Consider the following 20642-nt stretch of genomic DNA (forward strand, 5'->3'; position numbering starts at 1 on the left):
GCGCTTACTGAGTTGCGCCGCTCAGAGTAGGTTCCCTTCGCGAGGCGGTCAACGGGGCCGGACGGTGCGTGTGTTGCGTGCGAGCAGAGACGCCGGGAGTGCGGGTGCGTGCGCGAGGGGAGCAGCTGCCGGTGTCGACCGCGGTCCGAGTGCCGCGTGTCCGCACGCGGTCCGCGCTGGTGAACGTGACCTCGGCGATCTTCGTCACGGGCATTCACTGCGCGGGCAGCGGCACCATCTGTGCCCGCCGCCAGGTCACCGCCGAGCCAGTTCCCCTGCGGATGGTCCGCGGCAGGCGCCTGCCCTCGTCGTCGTCGATCTCGCGGACGCGTACTCCTTCCGCCACCCGCACAGCCTGGCGACACCGCGCCGCCTGGACCGGCATCCAGACGGCGCGTCATTTCACGACGGGGGTATCGGCGCTCGAGTCACTGTGCGTTGGGGTCACGGAGGCCGACTGCGTCATGCCGCCAGAACGGCTCCGCATAGACCAGCGTCCCCGTCATCCATGGCTCATACTCGGGGAGCCTGATGGCCTGGAAGGCACCGTCCGGGATACGCAGGGACGGCTTTCGGAAGCCCAGGCCACCACCGGGCGCGAAGCCGAAGCGCGAGTAATAGCCCGGATCGCCCTCCAGGAAGACGAGGGGAACAGCTCGCTCGGCGAGGATCCCCAGTCCGTGTCGGACCAGGGCCGAGCCGATACCGCGCTCATGGAGCTCGGGCATCACGGCCAACGGGCTGAGGACGTGCACTTCGACCAGCTTCCGAGGGGCATCGAGCAGGCTACGGGTGAACATGACATGGCCGACGATCCGCCTGTCGCGCTCGGCGACCAGTGAGAGACCGTCCTCGGGCGTGATGGTGTCCCGCAGGGTATCGACCAGGTCGGCCACGACAGGGCCATGGTCACCGAACGCCTGCAGGTGAACATCCCGCACGGCCTGTCTGTCGCTCGGAAGTTCTTCACGAAGATCCATGCCCGGAGGGTAAAGACCTCTCCGGGTGACTCGCACACGGTTTCCGACGGGGCGAAGGTTCGCTGATACGGCACTGGACATACGTGCACGGCTCACCGGCGATTCGCCGAACGGCCGAAGGCCCACGGCAGGGCCCCGGGACCTCGTCGCACGCGGTCAGGGGAGTTCGCGGTATTCAGTGACGTAGTAGTCGGCCTCGTCGTCGATGGCGTTCTTCTGCCAGTCGATGTGGACCTCGGTGGGGTGGCCGTCTGCGGCGTATACCGCGTGCGCGACTTCGGCGTGATCTGCGCGCGCCTCCTGGACCTGGGTGAGGAGACCGCCCAGGGTCGGGACGTTCTGTGGATTGTCCTCGACGGTACGCCGCGCCGACTCGTCGAGGCCGATCGCCTTGACGACCTTTCCGTTCTCCACCGTGATCCGGTAGTCCCCGAGGCCACCCCGTTCTCCGGACTCGGAGAGAAGCCGGAAGGAGTACCGGTCCGGTTCGGACCATCGGGCCTGCTTTACCTGGGGAGCCCCTTCGGCGGGCGTCGCGGACCCTGTCCCGCAGCCGACCGCGGCGAGGACAATCCCAGCGGACGCGACGAGCAGATGCGTGCGGGTTCTCGTCATGAAAGGGCCTCCCCGTAGCTCAGTTGGCCCTTCGACGGTGTCACCGTTGATTCGGTTCCAGCCCCGGATCGGGGAGCGACGGTCAGTCCAGGCCGCCCGGAGAGATCCCGATGCCCGCGTCGGCGGACACCACCGGCCGTCCGGAGTCGTCGAGCTTGCTCCGGCACCCGTTCCGGTGTCTCCACCAGGGGCGTCGCGAACTCGGCCACCGAGTCGGTCCCGAGTGTCACCTCCTGCGTGACACGGCCGCCCGGGACGCGGCGGGTCATTCGGCGTCGTCGGAAGGGCGCGGATCCTCCATGCGGGAGAGCCAGGTGGTGAGCAGCGTTTCGAGCGCCTCGGCCTCGGTGGGCGTCAGCAGATCCAGCAGCCGGCGTTCGTTGCGCATGTGGTCGGTGAACGCGCGGTCGATCAGCTCGCGCCCGGGGCGGGTGAGGGCGACGATCCGGCCGCGCTGGTCGTCGCCGGAACGGCGGCGGGTGACGAGTCCGGCCTGTTCGAGACGGTCGACCCTCTTCGTGATCGCGCCGGTGGTGACCATGGTGTACGCGGCGAGTTCACCGGGTGCCCTTTCGTAGGGCTCGCCGGCGCGGCGCAGTGCGCACAGGACGTCGAACTCTCCCTCGCCGAGACCGTAGCGGCCGTAGACGAGACAGAGCTCCTCGGTGAGCCGGCCGGCCAGGCGGTGCAGTCGGCCGATCACTCCTTGCGGGGTGATGTCGACGTCGGGTCGTTCGCGGCGCCAGTCGGCCTGGATGCGGGCTACGCGGTCCAGCGGTTGCGGATCGTCCATGGACCCCATACTAGCTTCCACGGAAGCTATATTACCTTCCATGGAAACTAATCTTCGCTGGGTGGCACTGACCGCCGTCGCTCCGGTGGCCTGGGGTACCAACTACTTCGTCACCCGCGAGTTCCTGCCGGCCGACCGCCCGCTCTTCGGGGCCGCCCTGCGGGCGCTGCCCGCCGGCCTCGCCCTGCTGGCCCTGTGCCGGCAGCGGCCACGCGGCGCCTGGTGGTGGCGGTCCGCCGTGCTCGGGCTGCTCAACGTGAGCGTGTTCTTCGTGCTCGTCTACGCCGCCTCCCAGCTGCTGCCGACGAGCGTCGCCTCGACCGTCATGGCGGTGTCCCCGCTGGCGATGATGCTCATCGCCTGGGCCCTGGTCTCCGAGCGGCCCGGCATCTCACACCTGGCCGGCGCCGCAATCGGGCTCGGCGGGGTCTGCCTCATGCTGCTCACGGGGGTGGGAGGGGTGAGCGTGCCCGGAATCCTCGCCTCGGCCGCGGCCATGCTCGTGTCGGCCTTCGGCCACGTCCTGGCCAAGCGGTGGAGCGCCGGTGCCGACGTGCTCGCCTCGACCGCCTGGCAGCTCACCGCCGGAGGCCTGTTCCTGCTGCCCGTCGCCGCGGTGGCGGAGGGCCCTCCGCCCGCGCTCCGCACACCGGCACTCCTGGCGTTCGGCTACGTCGCCCTGGTCGCCACCGCTCTGGCCTTCACCGCCTGGTTCACCGGGTTGCGACACCTGCCCGCGGGAACAGTGGGACTGATCGGACTGCTCAACCCCGTCACGGGTGTACTGCTCGGCACAGCAGTCGCCGGCGAAGTGCTGACGGTCCAGCAACTGTGCGGGCTGGTGCTCGTCCTGGTCGGAGTCGTCCTGGGCCGGCCCGCGCGCGCGGGCCGGCGCGGCAGCGGTCAGGCACCTCCCCGACCGGACGATCGGCACGACGCGGGCGGCCACCGGTCGAACCGGTGGCCGCCCTCAGTGCCGTACTGCCATAGAGGCTAGGCGCAGGTGTTGGCGAACGTCTCGCGGGTCACGACGTCCGTCGTGGCGGCCGTGGTGTCCACCCAGACGACGCGCCGGCCGTCACCGAGGGACGGGGCCAGCTGCGAGCCGGAGGAGCAGGAGACGCGGCTGAAGTTGTTCAGGCCGGCCAGCACGTCGGAGGTCTTGGCGACCTTCACCTTGGTGGGGCCGTCCCAGGAGCCGAGGGCGCCCCAGATGCTGTACGTCGAGTACGCCAGGTAGTTGTCGTTCACGGAGAACTGGGCGGCGTAGAGGCTCGACGGGTAGCGCAGGTTCGCCATCTGGTTCACGTCGTCGACCGGCGCAGAGCCCAGCGTGGTGCTCGGGATCAGGAAGCCGTTCGTCACACGGTAGAAGACGCGGTCCGAGGTGAGCTGGATGTCCGAGATGTAGTTGAACAGGAAGCCGCCGATCCGCTTGTTCTGCGTGGTACCGGTGGCGATGTCGTGGATGTAGAGGTACGTGCCGTCGCCGCCGGCCCAGGCGATGGTGCCGTTCTTCATGGCGAGGTGGGAGGTCTGGTGCCGGGCTCGGGCGTCACGTTGACCGTGGTGCCGTCGGCCTTGCGGAGCATGACGTCCTGCTCGCCGTCGGAGGTGGTGCGGATGTAGGCGAGGGCGCCGTTCTCGGTGACCGGCTCGGTCTCGTCCGCGCCCGGCTCGTCGACCAGCTTCTTGATCTCGCCCTGGCCCTTGTCGCCGGCCTGGTAGATGCCGACGCCGTCGGCGGCGATCCGGGTGAAGACGACGCGGTCGCTGTCGAGGGACGGGTCGAGCAGGTAGGCGTCCTTCTGGGCCAGCTCGTGCTGCGGGTTCTTGGAGAATCGGCCCACGGTGATGCCGAACGCGGCGCCGCCCTGGTCCCAGGCGATGGCGTCGCCGTGGCTGATGGCGTAGACGTCGCCGTTGATCTGGGCGGCCTGCTCGTCGACGCCGCCGTAGACCTCGTAGGCGGGCAGGACGTTGGCGCCGATGGTGGTGGCGTCGTGCGTGCCGCCCTTGCGTTCCCAGCCCTGCTCGATGCCGTGGGTGTCGAAGGCCTTGTCGATCGCGGCGAGGTCGGCCGTGGAGACCTTCATGGACTTCGCGGCGAGGGTGACCGCGTTGCGCATGTCGGTGAAGCCGGACAGCGGGGTGAGGTAGTTCTCCGCGGCCCGGTAGATGATCTGGTCCGCGAGCTTGGTGTCGATGGTCTTGCGGATGTCCCACAGCGCGCCGCCGACGATGGTGGAGTTGGAGTGCACTCCCCCGTTGTCGATGTCGAGCGTGATGGGCAGGAAGTCCTTCTGCGCGTTGCGGCCGTCGTTCAGGTCGCGCAGGGCGCAGTCCTCGAGCGGCTTGGTGCCGTTGCAGAGGTACTCGCCGACGAGGCCGGACGCGGGGTCGCTCATGGCGATGCCCTTGTCGGCGGTCTCCATGGCGTTGCCGAAGTAGTCGGAGATGGCCTCGTTGAGGGCGCCCGACTGGTTGAGGTAGACGAGTCCGGCGGCATGCTCGGTGACGCCGTGCGTCATCTCGTGGCCGACCACGTCCAGGCCCACCGACAGCGGCACGCCGTTCATGTGGCCGTACACCATCTTGGAGCCGTCCCAGAAGGCGTTGGCGTAGTCCTTGCCGTTGCTGGCGACGTTGACGACCGAGTAGATGCTGCCGCCCTTGCCGTCGACGCCGTCGCGGCCGAGCTGGTTCTTGAGGTACTCGTAGACCTTGGCGGCGTTGACGTGGGCGTCGACCGCGCCGGAGGTGGTGTTCGCGCCGTCGAAGCGGTCGGTGGAGGACTTCACCAGCGGGACGTCGTCGGTGACCGGGCCGCCCGCGACGAGCCTGTAGTTCTTGCGCTGCGCGTCGTCGGTGCGTATCTGGCCGCCGGTCCGCGCGTACATGTCGCGGGTGGAGTCGGCCAGGGTGTACGAGCCGTCCGCCTCCTGGTCGGCGTTCAGCCGCACCTCGCTGCCGTCCACGCGCACGCCCGTCGCCGTCACGGGCGCGGCGTCGGCCGCGTCGATGTTGTTGTACGACAGGGTGATGCCGCCGACGTTCGCGTCGACGTACACCTCCTGGCGCACCGGGGGCGATGGCCGCGTCGGTGAGGCCGACGTGCAGCAGGGCGACGATCTGGCGGTCGACGGCGTCGGGCCGGGACTCGCCGGGACCGTCCGGGCCGGGGCCGGTTCCGGATGCGCGCAGCCGCCAGCCCTTCTCGAAGCACTCGTCGAAGAGCGAACCGAGCGCGGTGAGCAGCCCGGTGCGGTGCACGACGAGCGCCGGGTTCGCCCTCGTGGCCCGGGTCGAGGGGCAGCAGGGCGATGCTCCGGTCGACGATGATCAGCTTGATGGGCACCTTGTCGGCGACGGCATGTGCTGGCCCTCGGCCACGTAGGAGGCCAACGCGGAGGCCGTTTCGGGACCGAGTACGCCGACCGAGGTCCCCGCCGCACGCCGACCGAGGTTTCCGCCGCGTCAGGCCGGGCACGCCGCCCCAGCTTTCCGTCGCGTGAGGACGTCGGGTCGTCGAGCCGTTCGGGACGCGGCTCACCCTGCCGCGCCGCGGTTGCGCCACCGTGCGCCCGCCCAGCAGGCGCCCACAAGAGCGGTGGCGGCGGCGAGAACCGCGTACGCGACCGTGTAGGAACTCACGGTGACGACCGCTCCCGCGGCGAAGGCACCGAGCCCGGTGCCGGCGTCGAAGCCGACGTTCCACGCGACGCTGACGGAGGAGCGGGCCCGCTCCCCGGCGGCGGCGAAGGCCTGCACCAGCGTCAGGTTCTGCAGGCCGCCGTAGGCGACGCCCACGACGAGCATGCCGGCCACGACCAGAACCGGCCCTGCCGCACCGGACCGGCCTGCCGTGCCCGCGCCGATCACGGCGAGCCCGACGGCGCCGGCGAACAGCAGCGGGGCGATCGCCGGGGCGGCGCCCCTGCGGTCCGCGACGTGTCCGAACCTCCATCGGCTCAGCGCCGCCGTAGCGGTGAACGCCAGGAGCGCGAGGTAGACGGCGACCGGGTCGGACAGCAGGCGGGGGGTGAAGGTGAGGATGGCGCCACCGGCCGCGGTGATGGCGAGCAGCGCCGCGATCGGACCGATCAGGACGCGGCGCAGTCGGCTCGTGTCCCGTGCTTCGGCGGGTGCGGTGGTTACGTCGCCGCTGTCGTGCAGGGCGCGTGCCACGCGCGGTGCCAGCGGGATGGCGAGCAGCGGCACGGCCGCGCACGTGAACACCAGCCAGAATCCGACGCGTTCGGCCAGCCAGGGCGCGACCGGGATGAGCAGGCACTGAGGGGCCGCGATGGCGAGCCCGTAGGCTCCGACCGCCCGGCCGCGGCGGGCGGGTTCGACGAGCGCGGCCACTCCGGTGGCACCGCACACGGTGAGGATCCCGAACCCGAGGCCCCGCACCGCCGCGAGGCCCATGACGGCTCCCGCCTGGCTGGTGGCCAGATGCCCCAGGGCGGGGAGTCCGAGCAGGCACGAGCCGAGGGCCAGCGACCTCTGCCAGCCCAGGCGTTGGAGGATCCGGCCGACCAGCAGCTGGGCGATCACCGTGAAGAGCATCAGCACGGTGTTGACCAGGCCCGCGCCCAGTTCGTCCGTCCCGCCTTCAAGGGCCCACAGGGGGGCGACCGGCATCAGCAACGACAGGCCGGCGAAGCCCAGCGCCGTCGAGGCCAGCAGGGGTCGCATCCCCGGCACGCGCCACACCGGTACCTCTTCCCGGCAGGCGGGACCGTCACCTTGTTGCTTCAACATTCCGTAGATGGTAGGCCGTTCGCACTGTCGTTCACGCTGCCTCCCCCTGTCAGGATGCCCGGTCGATCTCCTGCACGATCTCCTGGTAGCCGCGCCGTGCCGCGAGGTAACGGGGCAGGACTCCCTGTTTGTCGGGGATCGACGGGTCCGCGCCCGCCGCGAGGAGCAGCCTGACCACCGTGACGTGGTCCCGGGAGCCGTTTCCGAGCACGATCGCTTCGTGCAGGGCGGTCCACGACAGGTTGTTGACGTGGTTGACGGGCACACCGGCCGCCAGCAGGATCCGGACGGTCTCGACGTGTCCGTGTTCGCTGGCGGGGATCAGTGCGGTCCCTCCGTAGCGATTGGTGCTGCGCACGTCGGCGCCGTGCTCGAGGGTGAGTTCGAGGATCTCGTCGAGTCCCTCCGCCCCGGCGTACAGGAAGGCGGAGTCCTGGATGCCGTCCTTCGCGTTGGGATCCGCGCCGGACTCCAGCAGCAGGCGTGCCAGCTTGACGTGATTGGCCTTGGTGGCCACGACAAGCGGCGTCCGTCCCTGGTCGTCGCGCGCTTCGAGGTTCGCGCCGGCCTTGATGGCCCTGGCCGCGGAGCTCGTGTTGTTGTCCCCCGCCGCCGCGAGGAGCTGCGCGGTCGCTTCCTTACTGCTCACGGTGCCGCGTGACCGGCTCGTCGCCGGGGCAGGCACCGGAGGCGATGAGGTACTGCCCGGCGGCACGGAGTCCGTTGTTGCCGAGCAGGCGGCAAGGGTCAGCGCCGCGGCACCCGCCGCCAGCGCGCGGGCCGTCCACCGGCGGGCCGAGGAGATCTTGTTGCGTGGAGTGTCGGCCATGCGCGGGCCCTCCGTTTCCTTTGCCAATGAGACAGCGGCCCCCGCACACGGCCCGTCGCCGGCCGGGGAACCGCTGCGGCCGCGAGAGCGGCCCACGTCACACGTAGACGATGCCGGAGTCGACGTCCGCGCGGATCTCGGTGCCGACCGGTCTGGTCTGCGACTGGGGCGGCAGCACGATCTTCGCGCGCTGGAAGCCCGGCGCCGACGCCGAACCCGTCGGCCAGGAGAGCTGAAGCGACGTTCGGCTTCCCCGGCCCCTGGGCCGCCGCACTCGTCACGGGGTACGGCGGCCACTGAAGGTGAGCAGCGACGGCACCCGCAGTGCCAGCACGCCCAGCCCGCACAGAAGGAGGAGAGCCGCGCAGAACACCGTCCTGGCCACCCCTGCCCGCTCCGCCGTCGCGCCGAGGACAAGGGTGGCAACAGGCATGACACCGATGCACAGTTCCTGAAGTCCCAGTGCCCGGCCGTGGACGGCCGGATCGGTCGTCAGCAGCAACAGGGTGGTCTGCAGCACCCCGAAGGCCGCGCTGGTGAGGCCTATGACGCACATGAGCACGAGCGACAGCGACACCGTGCGGGACAGGGCGAACACCGCCCACAGGGCGGCCCAGGCCGCGGTGCCGAAGACGAACAAACCACCTTTGTAAGGGAAGTCGCCCAGACCCGCGATGACCAGTGAACCGACCAGTCCCCCGATGCCGCAGCACGTCAGCAGAGCGCCGAGTCCCGCGGCGTCGAGCCCGAGGGACTGCTCGGCGAAGACCGGCATGAAGGCCTGGTACACCGGCCACAGCAGCGTGTTGGCCGCCAGGGTGACGACGAGCACCGCCACCGCGAGCCGGCTGCGCGCGATGATCCGCAGTCCGCCGACGACCATCGCCCGCACCGACTGCGCCTGGTCGTGGACGACCTTCCCATGGCCCCGCAGGGGCAGGAGCATCACAAGTGAGGCCCCGTACCAGGCGGTCGAGACCCACAGCGCGGCCGGTGCGCCCATCGCCGCGATCATGGCTCCGCCGAGCCCCGGGCCGATCACCTGCGTCATGTTCATCGCCATGGCGTTGAGCGCGTTGGCATTGGAGAGTTTCTCCTGCCCCACGAGTTCGAGCACCACCGAGGCCCGGGCCGGCTGCGACGGGGACTGGGCGAGGCCGATGGCCAGGCCGCCGACGACCAGTACCCAGTACGGCAGCAGGTCCGCCGTGGCCAGTGCCGCCACCGTGGTGCCCGCGCCCGTGGCCCAGGCGCAGGCGACGACGAGCAGCCGGACACGGTTGTGCCGGTCGGCGAACGCGCCGGCCACCGGGCCGAGGAACATCGGCGCCAGGCGCGCGGCGGTGAACACCGCGACAAGGAACTCGGAGTGCGTCAACTCGAACGCGAGCCAGCCGAGTACCAGGGTCTGGGTCCACACTCCGCCGAAGAAGAACACGTTGGAGAACCACAGCCACTGGAAGGGCCGGTTTCCCCGCAGGGAGGCCAACGCGCCGCGCAGGCCCGGCCGGTGACTGGAGGCGTCCGGCTCCGACGGCACTTGGAGAACCTTTCGGGTGAAGGTGTTGCGGGACAGGTTCGGAGCAGGACGTGCCCATCGCTGGCGACGGCCCCGCCGCCACGGATCACGACCTTGCGCTCAGGGGCCCACGCCGGCGCGTCGGGGACGTTCTCCGCCTCAAAGTCACAACCATGACAGAAATGGTATACCGATCACTCCGTGCCCGCCGGGTGCGTGACCTCGGACGCACCCACGCAGCCCATTGCAAGGCCTTGCGGTCTACAGCATATCGTATGCAATACTGCGGAGGTCGACACCGCGATTGCCTTCCGTGCGCCAAGCACACGACCACGACAGCCAGATGGGCCACGCCCGGGGCCACGGAGAGCGCGAGGGTGTCCCCCGCCGTCCTGGTAGGGACGGCGGCCAGCAGGCAGCAACACCAGTTTCCTCGTACGAGTGCCACATCACCGGATGACGGGAGACCTGCGTGTACCACAAGCTGACCGCCACCCCCGAGACCTGCCAATGGGGCTATTTCGACAACGCACTTGAACCGGCGCTGACGATCCGGTCCGGCGACGTCGTGGCGATGGAGTGCCTGACCCACCACGCCGGCGAGGCACCCGACCTCATGATGGACGACGGCGTACGAGAGGTGTACGAGAACATCGACAAGAACGACCGGGGCCCTGGACCGCACATCGTCACCGGCCCCATCGCCGTCACCGACGCCGAGCCCGGGGACGTCCTGGAGTGCCGTTTCCTCCAGGCGGAGCCGCGTCTGCCCTACGGCGTCAACTTCCAGGCCAACTGGGGGCTGCTGTACGGACCGGTGCGCGCCCCGCTCGGCCACGCGACGGCCACGGATCTGGAGTCCCACCAGCACGTGGTGGTCTACGAGGCCGACTGGCAACAGGGCACCGCCAAGGGCCTGTTCCAGTACGCGTACCCCTACGCCGACGAGCCGCCGCACCCCGGCACGCTCATCGAGCCGCACACCGTCGCCCGCCAGTCCGCGCTGCGCGGCGTGAGCGTGCCGTTGCGCCCCCACATGGGCACCGCCGGGGTGGCGCCGGCCCGGAGCGGCCGGATCCACACGGTGCCACCGGGAGAGTTCGGCGGAAACGTCGACAACCGCAGTTTCGTTCCAGGGACCCGCATGTTCTATCCCGTCCAGGTTCCGTCGGCGCTGTTCTGGGCCGGTGACACCCACTTCGCCGAAGGCGACGGCGAGATCTCGGGAACCGCGATCGAGGGGCATCTGAACGTGATGCTCCAGTTCGTCCTGCACAAGAACCTGCGCATCCGCACACCGCTGCTGGAGACCGACACGGAGGTGATGGTGCACGGCTTCCACGAGAACCTCGACGAAGCGGTCCGTATCGCCGCAGTGGAGACCGTCTACGAGATGGGGCGCCGGTGGGGGCTGTCCCAGCGGGAGTCCTACTCCCTGCTCAGCGTGGCCGGCGACCTCAGGGTGACGCAGGTGGTCAACGGCGTGAAGGGTGCGCACTTCGTGCTGAGCAAGAACGTCATCCGTGAGACGCGGTGAGCGTCTCGCAGGTCCCGCCCCGCGTCACGGACGCAAGTCAAACGGTTGACTAAACTTGCCGCCGGGACGTAGGTTCCCCGTGGGGGCATGAGTCGGGGAGCCTTCTCCGGCCCTTGCCCCGCTCATTTGTCAGAAGTCTGTTCAGTGCTGCCGAGCGGGTCACGGAATGCCGGTCGAGCGCTTGTCGGCTGGTGAGTTGGAGCAACACGTGGGTGATCGGCCGGGCATATGCGTCGTGGGCGGCTCCGTCGCCGGCACCGCGGCCGCACAGGCGCTGCGGACCAAGGGCTATGACGGGGAGATCCGGCTGATCGAGGCGGAGGCACAACTCCCCTACGACCGGCCGCCGTTGTCCAAGCAGGTTCTCCAGGACGGGCTCGATCTGCCGGCGCTTCAGTTCCAGTCGACCGCGGACTGGTCCCGGCTGGGGATCACCCTCTCGCTGGGCGCGTCGGTGACCGGGCTGGACTCCGGGCAGCGGGTGCTGCGGCTGAGCGACGGTTCGGAGCTGCGGGCGTCCGGGGTCGTCCTGGCCCCGGGGACGGAGTCCAGGCCCCTGCCGTTCCCGGACGAGCAGGCCCGGGTGCACCGGCTGCGCACCCTCGAGGACGCGCTCGTGCTGCGCGGATCGCTGCGGACCGCCCGGTCGATCGTGCTCGTCGGCGCCGGCTTCATCGGCCTCGAGGTGGCCGCGACCGCCGTCCGGCTGGGGCTCGACGTCACCGTCGTCGAGCTGCTTCCGCTGCCGCTCGCCCCGGCGATCGGCGAGGTCGCCGCCGAGCGGGTGTGCGCCGCCCACCGGGACAGCGGGGTCACCCTGCTGACGTCGCGTTCGGTCGCGGAGGTCAGGGGCGACGGGCGGGTCTCCACCGTCGTCCTGGACGACGGCCGGGCGATCGAGGCGGACATCGTCGTCGCCGGTGTGGGAGTGCGCCCGGCCACCGGATGGCTGGCCGGATCGGGCCTGGAACTGGGCGACGGCATCGAGGCCGACGCCTACTGCCGGACCTCGGCGGACCTGGTCTACGCCGCCGGTGACGCGGCGCGCTGGCACAACCCCGCCTTCGGCGCCCGGATGCGTGTCGAGCACTGGAGCACCGCCCGCGAGCAGGGTGCGACGGCGGCCGCGAACCTGCTGGGCGAGCTGCGCGGGGAGGGCGCGGCCCGGACCCCGTTCGTGCATGTGCCGTACTTCTGGTCCGACCAGCTGGACATGAAGATCCAGCACGTCGGCCGCATCCTCGCGGGCGGGCGCAGCGAGGTCGAACTCGACGGCGACGGCGCCCTGTTCGTCACGCACCGGCTCGGCGACCGGCTGACCGGTGCGACGACGATCAACCGCCCGAGGGACGCGATGCTCGCGCGCAGAAGGATCTCGGAGGAGTGCGAGCGGCTGGGGCCGCCCAACGGCTGAGCGGACTGCCGGAAGGCCGTCCGAGGAGCCGCGTTCGGTGCACCGGCGCACCGGTGAGCGTTGACGTTGAAAGGAAGAACCATGGGCAGTTCGCAGCAGGACGCGCAGATTTTCGATCCGACCGACCCCGAGTTCCTGAAGGACCCCTACCCGGTTCTGAACCACCTGCGGGAGAACACCCCCGTCGTCAGGGCGGAGTCGCTGGGACTCTGGCTCGTGACGCGCCACGAGGACGTGTTCGCGTGCCAGCGGGACGCCCGCCTCACCCGGAACTTCGGCCACAAGTACACCCCCGAGGAGATGGGGGTCGCGCCGCGCGACGCCCGGTGGGCCGACTTCTGGCAGGCCGAGAAGTGGAGCCTGCTGGACCTCGAACAGCCGGACCACACCCGGATCCGCTCGCTGGTGTCCTCCGCCTTCACCCCGCGCCGTGTGACGCAGATGCGCGACGCGGTCCGCGCCCGCTCCCGGAAGCTGCTCTCGGACCTCGTCGAGCAGGGCGAGTTCGACCTGCTGCACGACTATGCGATGCCGTACTCGGTGTCGATCGTCTGCGAACTGCTCGGAGCCGACCAGGAGCAGGCCCCGCTGTTCCTGGACTGGGCGCACGCGATGGTGAAGATGTACGAGCTCGACACCACCGAGGAGCAGGCGAAGCAGGCCAACGACTCGGCCGCGGCCTTCATCGCCTACGTCCGCGAACTCATCGCGCTGCGCCGCCGGCAGCCCGACGACGCCCTGGTGAGCGCACTGGTCCAGGCCGAGACCGAGGAGGGCAGGAAGCTCACCGACGACGAGATCGTGTCCACGGTGATCGTCCTGCTGAACGCCGGTCACGAGGCCACGGTCAACACCACCGGCAACGGCATGACCGCCCTGCTGCGCCACCCCGGCCAGTGGGCGCGGGTGACCTCGCAGGAGGTGGCCCCGCGGCAGGCGGTGGAGGAGGTCATCCGCTGGGATCCCCCGTTGCAGCTGTTCGAGCGCTGGGTGCTGGCCGACGACGTCGAGATCGCCGGCCGGAAGATCCCCTTCGGCGCGAAGATCGCGATGCTGTACGGCGCGGCCAACCGCGACCCGCGCCTGTTCACCGACCCGGAGGTGCTGGACGTCGGTCGCGTGAACGCCTCCCGCCACGTCAACTTCGGCGGCGGTGTGCACGCCTGCCTGGGCGCGCCGCTGGCCCGCATCGAGTTGGAGGAGACCTTCACCTCGATCCGTGACCTGTGCCCGGACCTCGGGCTCGTCGAGGAACCGCGCCGCAACTCCGCGTTCGTCATCTGGGGCATGGAGTCGGTCCGCGTGGCCGTGCGCTGACCCCTCAGCCAGCAGCTCAACAGCACGTCAGCAGTCAGTAGGAGGGAAACCCATGCCACGCCTGCAGGTCGACGAGGCCCTCTGCAAGGGGCACGGTCTGTGCTATTTCGGCTGGCCGAAGATCTACGACCTCCGGGAGGACGGCATCGCCGTCGCCCTGGTCGACGAGATCCCGGCCGAACTGCTGGAGGAGGCCCGGAACTCCGTCGAGGCCTGCCCGGAGCGGGCCCTGAGGATCGTGGACTGACCTCGGTCCTCGTGTGCGCACACGCCTGGCGGCGGCCGGTCCTGGCCGCCGCCAGGCGTGTGGTGCTCACCGGGCCCCGGCGCCTGAGCCGCGGAACGTATCATCGACGCTGGCGAGCCCGGTCGGACCGGGCCGCGGCGCTCGCAGGGGCTGGTCGCCGGCCTCCGGCGGGAAGGGAGTGACACTCGTGGCACGCCGCCGGGTTACGGGCGCCGATGTCGCCGCCGAGGCGGGGGTGTCGGTTTCCATCGTGTCGCTGGTCCTGAACGGGAAGGACTCCGGGAGGGCGAACCAGGCCACCCGGGACAGGGTCCACGCGGCCGCGCAGCGGCTCGGATACCGTATCGACCGGCGGGGCCGCAGCCTCGCCACCGGCCGGACCGGCATCGTCGGATACGTCGCGCCCGATGTCGCGACCCCGTTCTTCAGCAGTGTGCAGATGGGCCTGCTGAGCGAACTGAGCCCGGAGTACCAGGTCCTCACCGTGGTCACCGCCCTGGGCCAGACGGTCAGCCAGGAGAGCGTCCAGCGGCTGCTCGACCTGGGCGTGGACGGCCTGATCATCTCCACGGTCGAAAGCGACCTGGTGACGTCCCTGAACCCGTCGTGCCCGGTGGTGATCCTCGACTCCCCGGGGCGGCAGAAGGACCTGCCGCGCGTCAACCTGGACGTCGGCGGCAGCGCCAGGGAACTCGCCCGCCATCTGACGGGTCTCGGCCACCGGAGTTTCGCCTACCTCGACATCGACACCCGGACCCGGACCCTGGAGGCGCGCCGCAAGGCGTTCGCCGACGAGGCCCGGAAGGCGTCGGAGCAGGTGGGCGTCGTGGTGGCGCGCTCCCCCATCGACGTGACGGCGGCCTACGACAGCGTGGCGGGCAACTGGCCCTCCTGGCGCGACTCCGGGGTGACCGCGCTGGTGTGCGGCTCCGACCTGCAGGCGTTCGGCGCGCTGGCGGCGCTGCGCGACCTCGGGGTCGGGGTTCCGGAGGAGGTGTCCGTGGCCGGCGCCGACGACCAGCCGATGTCCCGGATCGTGCAACCGTCCCTGACCACGGTGAAGCTCCCCTCGTTCGAACTGGGCAGCCTCGGCGCGCGGGAGTTGCGCAAGGCCATGGACGGGCCGGACGCGGTCGCGGGGCGGCCGTTGGTGCTGCCGACCCGGCTGGAGATCCGGGAGTCGACCGGCAGCGCGCCGGCAGCCCGGTCCACGCCGAGCTGACGCACCCTTCGAGGGTGGGCGCCGGCGCGGCCAGGTCATCCAGGGGGTGGGGTGCGCAGGGCCAGGATGGCCATGTCGTCGTGGCCGTCGCTGGGGTGGTGGCCGGCGAGCGTACACACGAAGTCCTGCAACGGCTGGTCCGCGTACGTGGTGGCGAGCGCGGCCAGGGCGTCCGGATGACGGCCAAGGCCCGTCAACGAGTCGGCGGGCAACAATGAATGAGGCGCTCACACAGCCGGTGCGCCGAACGCCCGCGCGGCGTCGAACATCGCCTCGACGGCTCGCTGCACGCTGATCTGACCGTTGCCGGCCACGATGTGCAGTCCGTAGGCGTCCTCCAGCGCCACCAGGTTCAGGGCCGCCGTCGGCGTGTCCAGGATGAGCTTGAAGGCCCCTGCGCCGGCACCACGCTCCAGCACGGCCCGGTATGTGGCCAGTTGCCGCTCGTACATCGACTCGACCAGCTTGGTGTGCAGCGGAGAACTCTCGGCCAGCACGTCGAACTCGTACAGCAGGCGCATCAGCGCGTCGTCCGGTCCCGTCGGGAGCCCGGCGCGGATCGTCTCCCCCAGGAGTCGCGCCGGGTTCTCGATCGTGTCCCGCAGCGCGTCCCGCCGGTCGCAGAAGCGTTCCATGCCCGCGCGATAGGCCTCGCTCAACAGCGCGTCGAGGTCGTCGTAGTAGTACAGGACGGCCCCTCGGGTCAGTCCCGCCTTGCGTGCCACGTCCGCGAGTGAGAGGGAGCGCAGCCCGGTCTCGGCGGTCGTGTCGATGACCGCCTGGATGAGGTGGGCGCGGCGTTCGTCCTGATTTTTTCGGCGGGCCATCCCTTGACAGTAGCCGAGACGCTCATGAGACTCGAACCATTCTTTGACGCCGATGGCAAAAAATGCGCGCACCGTCTCGGCGCACCTTCGCCGCGCGTTCGTGGCGCGGCTCAGAACCAAGGACGACCATGCTGGACACCCTGATCACCGGCGCCCGTGTGCGCACGTTCGACGACGCCTGCCCGTGGGCCGGCGCCGTCGGCATCACCGGCGGACGCATCGCTTTCGTGGGCGACGAGGCGGACGCCCCGGCGGCCCGCGAGCACCGCCGCCTGGACGGAGGCCTCCTCACTCCGGGCATCATCGACAGCCACAACCACCTGCTGCTCGGCTTCGACCCCGACGCCGTCAGCCTCGAAGGCGCCGAGACCCTCGAGGAGGTCCGCCGCCGTATCGCCGAACTCGCCGACGCGCGACCGGACCTGACCTGGATCTGTGCCGAGAACGCCGTGTACTCGGTGGTGCACGGCCGCCGCCCCCACGCCCGCGACCTGGCCGGCATCACCTCTCGCCCCGTCTTCGTCACCACCTACGACCAGCACTCGGTGTGGCTCAACGACGCCGCCATCAGCGCGCTGCGCCTGGACGACGGCGGCGACATCCCCTGGGGCCGCCCGGAGCGGGACGCCGACGGCCGCGCCACCGGGTGGGTCACCGACTTCTACACGAGCGCCATGACGACGGCGGGCCTGGCCGGCCTCCAGCGCGACATCCCCATGTACTCGCCGCGGCGGCGCTACCGCAAGCTGCTGGGCAGCCTCGAGATGGCCACCGCCGCCGGCATCACCACCGTGGTGGAACCGCAGGTCCCGCTCGCCGAGATCGACCTGTTCCAGCGCGCCCAGGACGAGGGACGCCTCAGCTCCCGCGTCATCGCGGCGCTCTTCCACCCCATGGGGTCCGACGGCGCGTTCCGGCAGCGGTTGCGCGCGGCGGCCGACGCCGCCCCCAGCGGTGACCGCCTGGCCTTCGGCCCCGTCAAGCTCTACGCCGACGACGTGATCGAGCCCCACAACGCCTGGATGCTCGACGACTACGCCAACCGGCCCGGGCACCGCGGCCACCCCTCCGCACCGCTCGGCGAGCTCACCCAGGTCGTCACCGAACTGGACCGCCTCGGCTTCCAGACCCACACCCACGCGACGGGCGACGGCGGCATCCGCCTGGCCCTGGACGCGATCGAGCACGCCGCGCGCACCAACGGCACACGCGACCGCCGCCACGGGATCGTGCACGTCGAGTGCCTGGCCCCGGAGGACCTGCCGCGCTTCGCCCGACTGGGCGTCACCGCCGCCATGCAGCCGCGCCACTGCTCCCCGGACCTCGTGGCCGGCACCTGGATGGAGAACGTCGGCGAGGCCCGCTGGGGTCGTGCCTGGCGACTGCGCTCGCTCATGGCCTCCGGTGCCCACGTGGCCCTCTCCAGCGACTGGCAGGTGGGAGAGATGGACCCCCTGATCGGGTTCTACTCGGCCCTCACACGAGCCGGCCTTGACGGCAAGGACGCCTGGACCCCGGCGGAGCGCCTGGGGCTCGACGACACGTTGCGCGGCTACACGGCCGAGGGCGCCTGGGCCTGGCACCGGGAGGACGAGTACGGCGTCATCCGCGAGGGCGCCAAGGCGGACCTCGTCGCATGGTCCGAGGACCTCTACGCGCTCGAACCGGACCCGGCGGCGCTGCTCCAGCAACGAGCCGAGGTCACCTGGGTGGGCGGCGAGGTGGTCCACGAGGCCGCCACGGCACGCGCCACAGCGGGCCACTACGGTGCGCTCACCTCTTGCTCCGCCCACGCCGAAGGCGGTCACGCCCATGTCTGACGGCAGCCTTCCCTCAGGCGCCGCCGAGGGCACCGCCACACAGACCGCGGCAAAGCGCTCGGGCATCGGGCAGGGCACCGCGACCGTCACCGACGGCGACCGGGACCAGGCGGCCCAGGGCGGCGCACAGTTGCGCCGCAGCCTGAAGCTGCGCCACATCGTCTTCCTCGGTCTGGCCTTCATGGCGCCGCTGGCGGTGTTCGACACCTTCGGTCTGGTCTCCGAAGCGACCGACGGCCATGTGCCGCTGGCCTACCTGGCCGTCCTCGTCGCAGTGGGGCTCACCGCGCTCAGCTACGCGCGGATGGCCCGCCGCATCACCTCCGCCGGATCCGTGTACACCTACGCCGGCAAGTCGCTCGGGGCGCCCGTGGGCTTCCTGGTGGGCTGGTCCGCCACGCTGGACTACGTGCTGCTGCCCATGCTCAACGCGCTGCTGGCCGCGATCTACATGGGCGCCGTGCTGCCCGGGGTCCCGGCGTGGGTGTGGGTGCTCTCCACCGTGGTGGTCTGCACGGCACTGAACCTGGTGGGCGTGAAGCTGGCCGCCAAGGTGAACGTGGCGCTCGTGGTCATCCAGGCCGGCGTGGCCATCGCGTTCCTCGTGTTCGCCGTGCGTGCCATCGCCACCCATGGCCAGTCCTTCGGGACCACCGGCTGGGACCCGGCCTCGGTGCCGCTGCCCGCCCTGCTCAGCGGCGCCTCGCTGCTGGCCCTGTCGTTCCTGGGCTTCGACGCCGTCTCCACCCTCTCCGAGGAGGCCGAGCAGCCGCGCCGGGACATCCCGCGGGCCATCCTGCTCATCGTGGCCGCGGCCGGGGTGTTCTTCCTGGCCATCACCTACGCCATGCAGACGCTCTTCCCGGACGTCTCGGCCGTGGGCAACATCGTGGGCGCCTCGCCGGAGATCGCCAAGTACATCGGCGGTGCGGCGTTCCAGGCGGTGTTCGTGGGCGGCTACCTCACCGCGGTACTCGGGTGCGGTCTGACCCAGCAGATGAGCGCGGCACGGCTGCTGTTCGCCATGGGCCGTGACGGCATGCTGCCGCGCGCGGTCTTCGGACGGGTCGATCCGCGCACCGGCGTCCCCGCCCTCAACGTGCTTTTCGTGGGTCTCATCGCCGCCTCCGCCGTCTTCCTGGACCTCGGCAGCGCCGCGTCGCTGATCAACTTCGGCGCCTACGTCGCCTTCGCCGCGGTGAACCTGGCGGTGATCGGGTTCTGGGTGCGCGACCGGCGTGCCGGACGGGCAGAGGCCCGTGGCGCCGTCGCCGCCGTGCTGCAACTGGTGCTGCCCGCCCTCGGGTTCGTCGTGAACGTGGCCCTGTGGGTCAGCCTGGACACCCCGGCCAAGGTCGTGGGCGTCGTCTGGGCGCTGGTGGGCGTGGGGATCCTCACCCTCCGCACGGGTGGATTCCGCCGCCCGGTGCGGACGTTGACCCTGGAGGGGTGAGCCCGGGCAGTGCTCGGGTGCCTGGGGCGCGGTGATCAGAGCCGAAGGGCGGTACGCCCTCGTCCCGCACGCTCGGTGGAGCCGGTTCCGGTTCTCAGGGCGCGCATGGCGAGGGCGCCGGCCAGGGGGCCGGGACCCAGGAGGAGGAACGCGTAGCGCCAGCCGACGGCGTCGGCGAGGAGGGGGGTCAGCTGGATGCTGACGACGGTGAGGGCGAACCCGATCGCGGTCTGGGCCGTGAGGGCCGTTCCGATGTAGCGGGAGTCGGCGACCTCGCTGAGGGCGGTGGAGAACACTCCGGAGTCGGCGATCACGGCGGCGCCCCAGAGAACGCAGAACGCGACCACGAGGGCCGGCGGGGCGTGGACGAGCAGCGGTGAGAGCAGACAGCACAGACCACTGGTGACCAGGGCCGCGATGGCGGCGGGAGAGCGGCCGAAGCGGTCGGCGCCCCAGCCGCCGAGCAGACAGCCGACGACACCGCCGACCCCCATGGTGAGGAACACGGTGACCTCGACCGATCCGGGAAGGTGACCGGCGCTGTCCGTGGCGGCGAGAAAGGCGGGGATCCAGGTCCACAGGGCGTAGAGCTCCCACATGTGCCCGAAGTAGCCGAGGTTGGCCGAGCGGGGGCCGCGCTGGGTGAACATGGTGAGGGCGTAGCGGGGGTTGTGGGCGGGCGCGGCCGGGGCGGCATGGGGGCCGACGCGGATGAAGGCCAGCGCGATGCAGGAGGCCAGGAGCCCGGCGGCCGACGCGACCAGGAGAACGCCCCGCCAGGGCAGTGACCCGACGCCGGCGATGAGGTGCGGAAGGGTCGATCCGAGCGTCAGGGCGGCGATGAGAACCCCCATCGACTTGCCGCGTGCGGCACCGTGCGCCCAGGAAGCCATGAGTTTCATGCCGACCGGATAGACACCGGCCAGGCACACACCGGTCACGAAGCGGAGCGGAACGGCTGCGGCGAACCGATCGACCGACAGGGCCAGCAGCACAGTGCACACGGCGGCCGCGGCGGCGCCGCCGGCGAGAAGGCGCTGGGGCGGAAGACGGTCGGCGAGGGTGAGAGCGGCGGACGTGAGCGCGCCGGTGACGAACCCGAGTTGGACCGACGCGGTCAGCCATACGGCGTCGGCGGAGTCGAGCCCCCACTCGCCGCGCAGTGTGGGAACCACCGCGGACATGGAGAACCAGACGGCGAGGCCGAGTACCTGTACGGCGGCGATCGCGCCGCGCTGTATGCCGGCGTTCATGGTCTCTCCCCCTCCCTCACCGGAACCACGTTGGCGGGAGAAGCCTACG

At 70.8% G+C, this 20642-nt stretch carries 20 protein-coding genes and 1 pseudogene; 9 read left to right on the plus strand and 12 right to left on the minus strand.

Going from position 1 to position 20642, the window contains the following annotated elements; genetic code table 11:
• Positions 1 to 217: 217 nt before the first annotated feature.
• The 4 genes and pseudogenes from ACFY3J_RS23130 to ACFY3J_RS23145 form a co-directional block, all read right to left on the minus strand.
• A pseudogene (locus ACFY3J_RS23130) lies at positions 218 to 346 on the minus strand (IS630 family transposase); the annotation flags it as partial.
• 82 nt (positions 347 to 428) lie between these two features.
• The gene (locus ACFY3J_RS23135; protein WP_384183984.1) at positions 429 to 980 is read right to left on the minus strand and encodes a GNAT family N-acetyltransferase; all 552 of its coding nucleotides are present in this window, start codon (positions 978 to 980) and stop codon (positions 429 to 431) included.
• A gap of 156 nt (positions 981 to 1136) precedes the next feature.
• Complete coding sequence (locus tag ACFY3J_RS23140) at positions 1137 to 1595, minus strand: DUF6174 domain-containing protein (protein ID WP_384183987.1); 459 nt, start codon at positions 1593 to 1595, stop codon at positions 1137 to 1139.
• Positions 1596 to 1860: 265 nt separating this feature from the next.
• A complete protein-coding gene (locus ACFY3J_RS23145) occupies positions 1861 to 2388 on the minus strand; it encodes a MarR family winged helix-turn-helix transcriptional regulator (RefSeq protein ID WP_384183990.1) in 528 nt (175 codons plus the stop codon).
• 40 nt (positions 2389 to 2428) lie between these two features.
• Here ACFY3J_RS23145 and ACFY3J_RS23150 point away from each other — a divergent pair, with 40 nt between their 5' ends.
• A complete protein-coding gene (locus ACFY3J_RS23150) occupies positions 2429 to 3385 on the plus strand; it encodes an EamA family transporter (RefSeq protein WP_384183992.1) in 957 nt (318 codons plus the stop codon).
• Here ACFY3J_RS23150 and ACFY3J_RS23155 read toward each other — a convergent pair.
• From ACFY3J_RS23155 to ACFY3J_RS23170, 4 genes are all read right to left on the minus strand, one after another.
• Positions 3382 to 3909: a hypothetical protein gene (locus ACFY3J_RS23155; protein ID WP_384183995.1), complete on the minus strand. Its 528-nt coding sequence runs from the start codon at positions 3907 to 3909 to the stop codon at positions 3382 to 3384. The two genes, ACFY3J_RS23150 and ACFY3J_RS23155, sit on opposite strands and share 4 nt — an antisense overlap.
• Positions 3906 to 5471 (minus strand): M4 family metallopeptidase, encoded by a 1566-nt coding sequence (locus tag ACFY3J_RS23160; RefSeq protein ID WP_384183998.1) that lies wholly within the window; start codon positions 5469 to 5471, stop codon positions 3906 to 3908. The genes ACFY3J_RS23155 and ACFY3J_RS23160 overlap by 4 nt, the downstream gene beginning before the upstream one ends.
• 466 nt (positions 5472 to 5937) lie before the next feature.
• On the minus strand, positions 5938 to 7155 hold the full coding sequence (locus tag ACFY3J_RS23165; RefSeq protein ID WP_384184000.1) for an MFS transporter: 1218 nt from the start codon (positions 7153 to 7155) through the stop codon (positions 5938 to 5940).
• Between the two features lie 49 nt (positions 7156 to 7204).
• Positions 7205 to 7984 carry an ankyrin repeat domain-containing protein gene (locus ACFY3J_RS23170; RefSeq protein ID WP_384184002.1) on the minus strand — a complete coding sequence of 260 codons (780 nt, stop codon included), beginning with the start codon at positions 7982 to 7984 and terminating at the stop codon, positions 7205 to 7207.
• A 110-nt stretch (positions 7985 to 8094) separates the two neighbouring features.
• Here ACFY3J_RS23170 and ACFY3J_RS23175 point away from each other — a divergent pair, with 110 nt between their 5' ends.
• Positions 8095 to 8220 (plus strand): hypothetical protein, encoded by a 126-nt coding sequence (locus tag ACFY3J_RS23175; protein WP_384184004.1) that lies wholly within the window; start codon positions 8095 to 8097, stop codon positions 8218 to 8220.
• Between the two features lie 41 nt (positions 8221 to 8261).
• On the opposite strand, the gene ACFY3J_RS23180 is transcribed toward ACFY3J_RS23175, so the two are convergent.
• On the minus strand, positions 8262 to 9524 hold the full coding sequence (locus ACFY3J_RS23180) for an MFS transporter (protein ID WP_384184007.1): 1263 nt from the start codon (positions 9522 to 9524) through the stop codon (positions 8262 to 8264).
• A 451-nt stretch (positions 9525 to 9975) separates the two neighbouring features.
• Between ACFY3J_RS23180 and ACFY3J_RS23185 the strand changes: the two genes are divergently transcribed.
• The 5 genes from ACFY3J_RS23185 (at position 9976) to ACFY3J_RS23205 (ending at position 15240) form a co-directional block, all read left to right on the plus strand.
• Entirely contained in the window at positions 9976 to 11040 is a 1065-nt protein-coding gene (locus tag ACFY3J_RS23185; RefSeq protein WP_384184010.1) for an acetamidase/formamidase family protein, read from the plus strand.
• Positions 11041 to 11248: 208 nt separating this feature from the next.
• Complete coding sequence (locus tag ACFY3J_RS23190) at positions 11249 to 12454, plus strand: NAD(P)/FAD-dependent oxidoreductase (protein ID WP_384184013.1); 1206 nt, start codon at positions 11249 to 11251, stop codon at positions 12452 to 12454.
• A gap of 81 nt (positions 12455 to 12535) precedes the next feature.
• Positions 12536 to 13771 carry a cytochrome P450 gene (locus tag ACFY3J_RS23195; protein ID WP_384184016.1) on the plus strand — a complete coding sequence of 412 codons (1236 nt, stop codon included), beginning with the start codon at positions 12536 to 12538 and terminating at the stop codon, positions 13769 to 13771.
• A 52-nt stretch (positions 13772 to 13823) separates the two neighbouring features.
• Positions 13824 to 14018 (plus strand): ferredoxin, encoded by a 195-nt coding sequence (locus ACFY3J_RS23200; RefSeq protein ID WP_141365015.1) that lies wholly within the window; start codon positions 13824 to 13826, stop codon positions 14016 to 14018.
• A 187-nt stretch (positions 14019 to 14205) separates the two neighbouring features.
• Positions 14206 to 15240 carry a LacI family DNA-binding transcriptional regulator gene (locus ACFY3J_RS23205; RefSeq protein WP_384184018.1) on the plus strand — a complete coding sequence of 345 codons (1035 nt, stop codon included), beginning with the start codon at positions 14206 to 14208 and terminating at the stop codon, positions 15238 to 15240.
• 35 nt (positions 15241 to 15275) lie between these two features.
• Here ACFY3J_RS23205 and ACFY3J_RS23210 read toward each other — a convergent pair whose 3' ends face one another.
• Together ACFY3J_RS23210 and ACFY3J_RS23215 are read right to left on the minus strand one after the other, a co-directional pair.
• Positions 15276 to 15452, minus strand: a complete 177-nt coding sequence (locus tag ACFY3J_RS23210; protein WP_384184020.1) for a hypothetical protein — start codon at positions 15450 to 15452, stop codon at positions 15276 to 15278.
• A gap of 15 nt (positions 15453 to 15467) precedes the next feature.
• Entirely contained in the window at positions 15468 to 16067 is a 600-nt protein-coding gene (locus tag ACFY3J_RS23215) for a TetR/AcrR family transcriptional regulator (protein ID WP_384184023.1), read from the minus strand.
• Between the two features lie 128 nt (positions 16068 to 16195).
• Between ACFY3J_RS23215 and ACFY3J_RS23220 the strand changes: the two genes are divergently transcribed.
• Both ACFY3J_RS23220 and ACFY3J_RS23225 read left to right on the plus strand, forming a co-directional pair.
• Complete coding sequence (locus ACFY3J_RS23220) at positions 16196 to 17887, plus strand: amidohydrolase (RefSeq protein ID WP_390841658.1); 1692 nt, start codon at positions 16196 to 16198, stop codon at positions 17885 to 17887.
• The gene (locus ACFY3J_RS23225) at positions 17880 to 19340 is read left to right on the plus strand and encodes an APC family permease (RefSeq protein ID WP_384184029.1); all 1461 of its coding nucleotides are present in this window, start codon (positions 17880 to 17882) and stop codon (positions 19338 to 19340) included. Before ACFY3J_RS23220 ends, ACFY3J_RS23225 begins: the two co-directional genes overlap by 8 nt.
• Positions 19341 to 19375: 35 nt before the next feature.
• On the opposite strand, the gene ACFY3J_RS23230 is transcribed toward ACFY3J_RS23225, so the two are convergent.
• On the minus strand, positions 19376 to 20593 hold the full coding sequence (locus tag ACFY3J_RS23230; protein WP_390841659.1) for an MFS transporter: 1218 nt from the start codon (positions 20591 to 20593) through the stop codon (positions 19376 to 19378).
• Positions 20594 to 20642 lie beyond the last annotated feature (49 nt).

It is taken from the genome of Streptomyces sp. NPDC001231 (assembly GCF_042896885.1).
Lineage (GTDB): Bacteria > Actinomycetota > Actinomycetes > Streptomycetales > Streptomycetaceae > Streptomyces.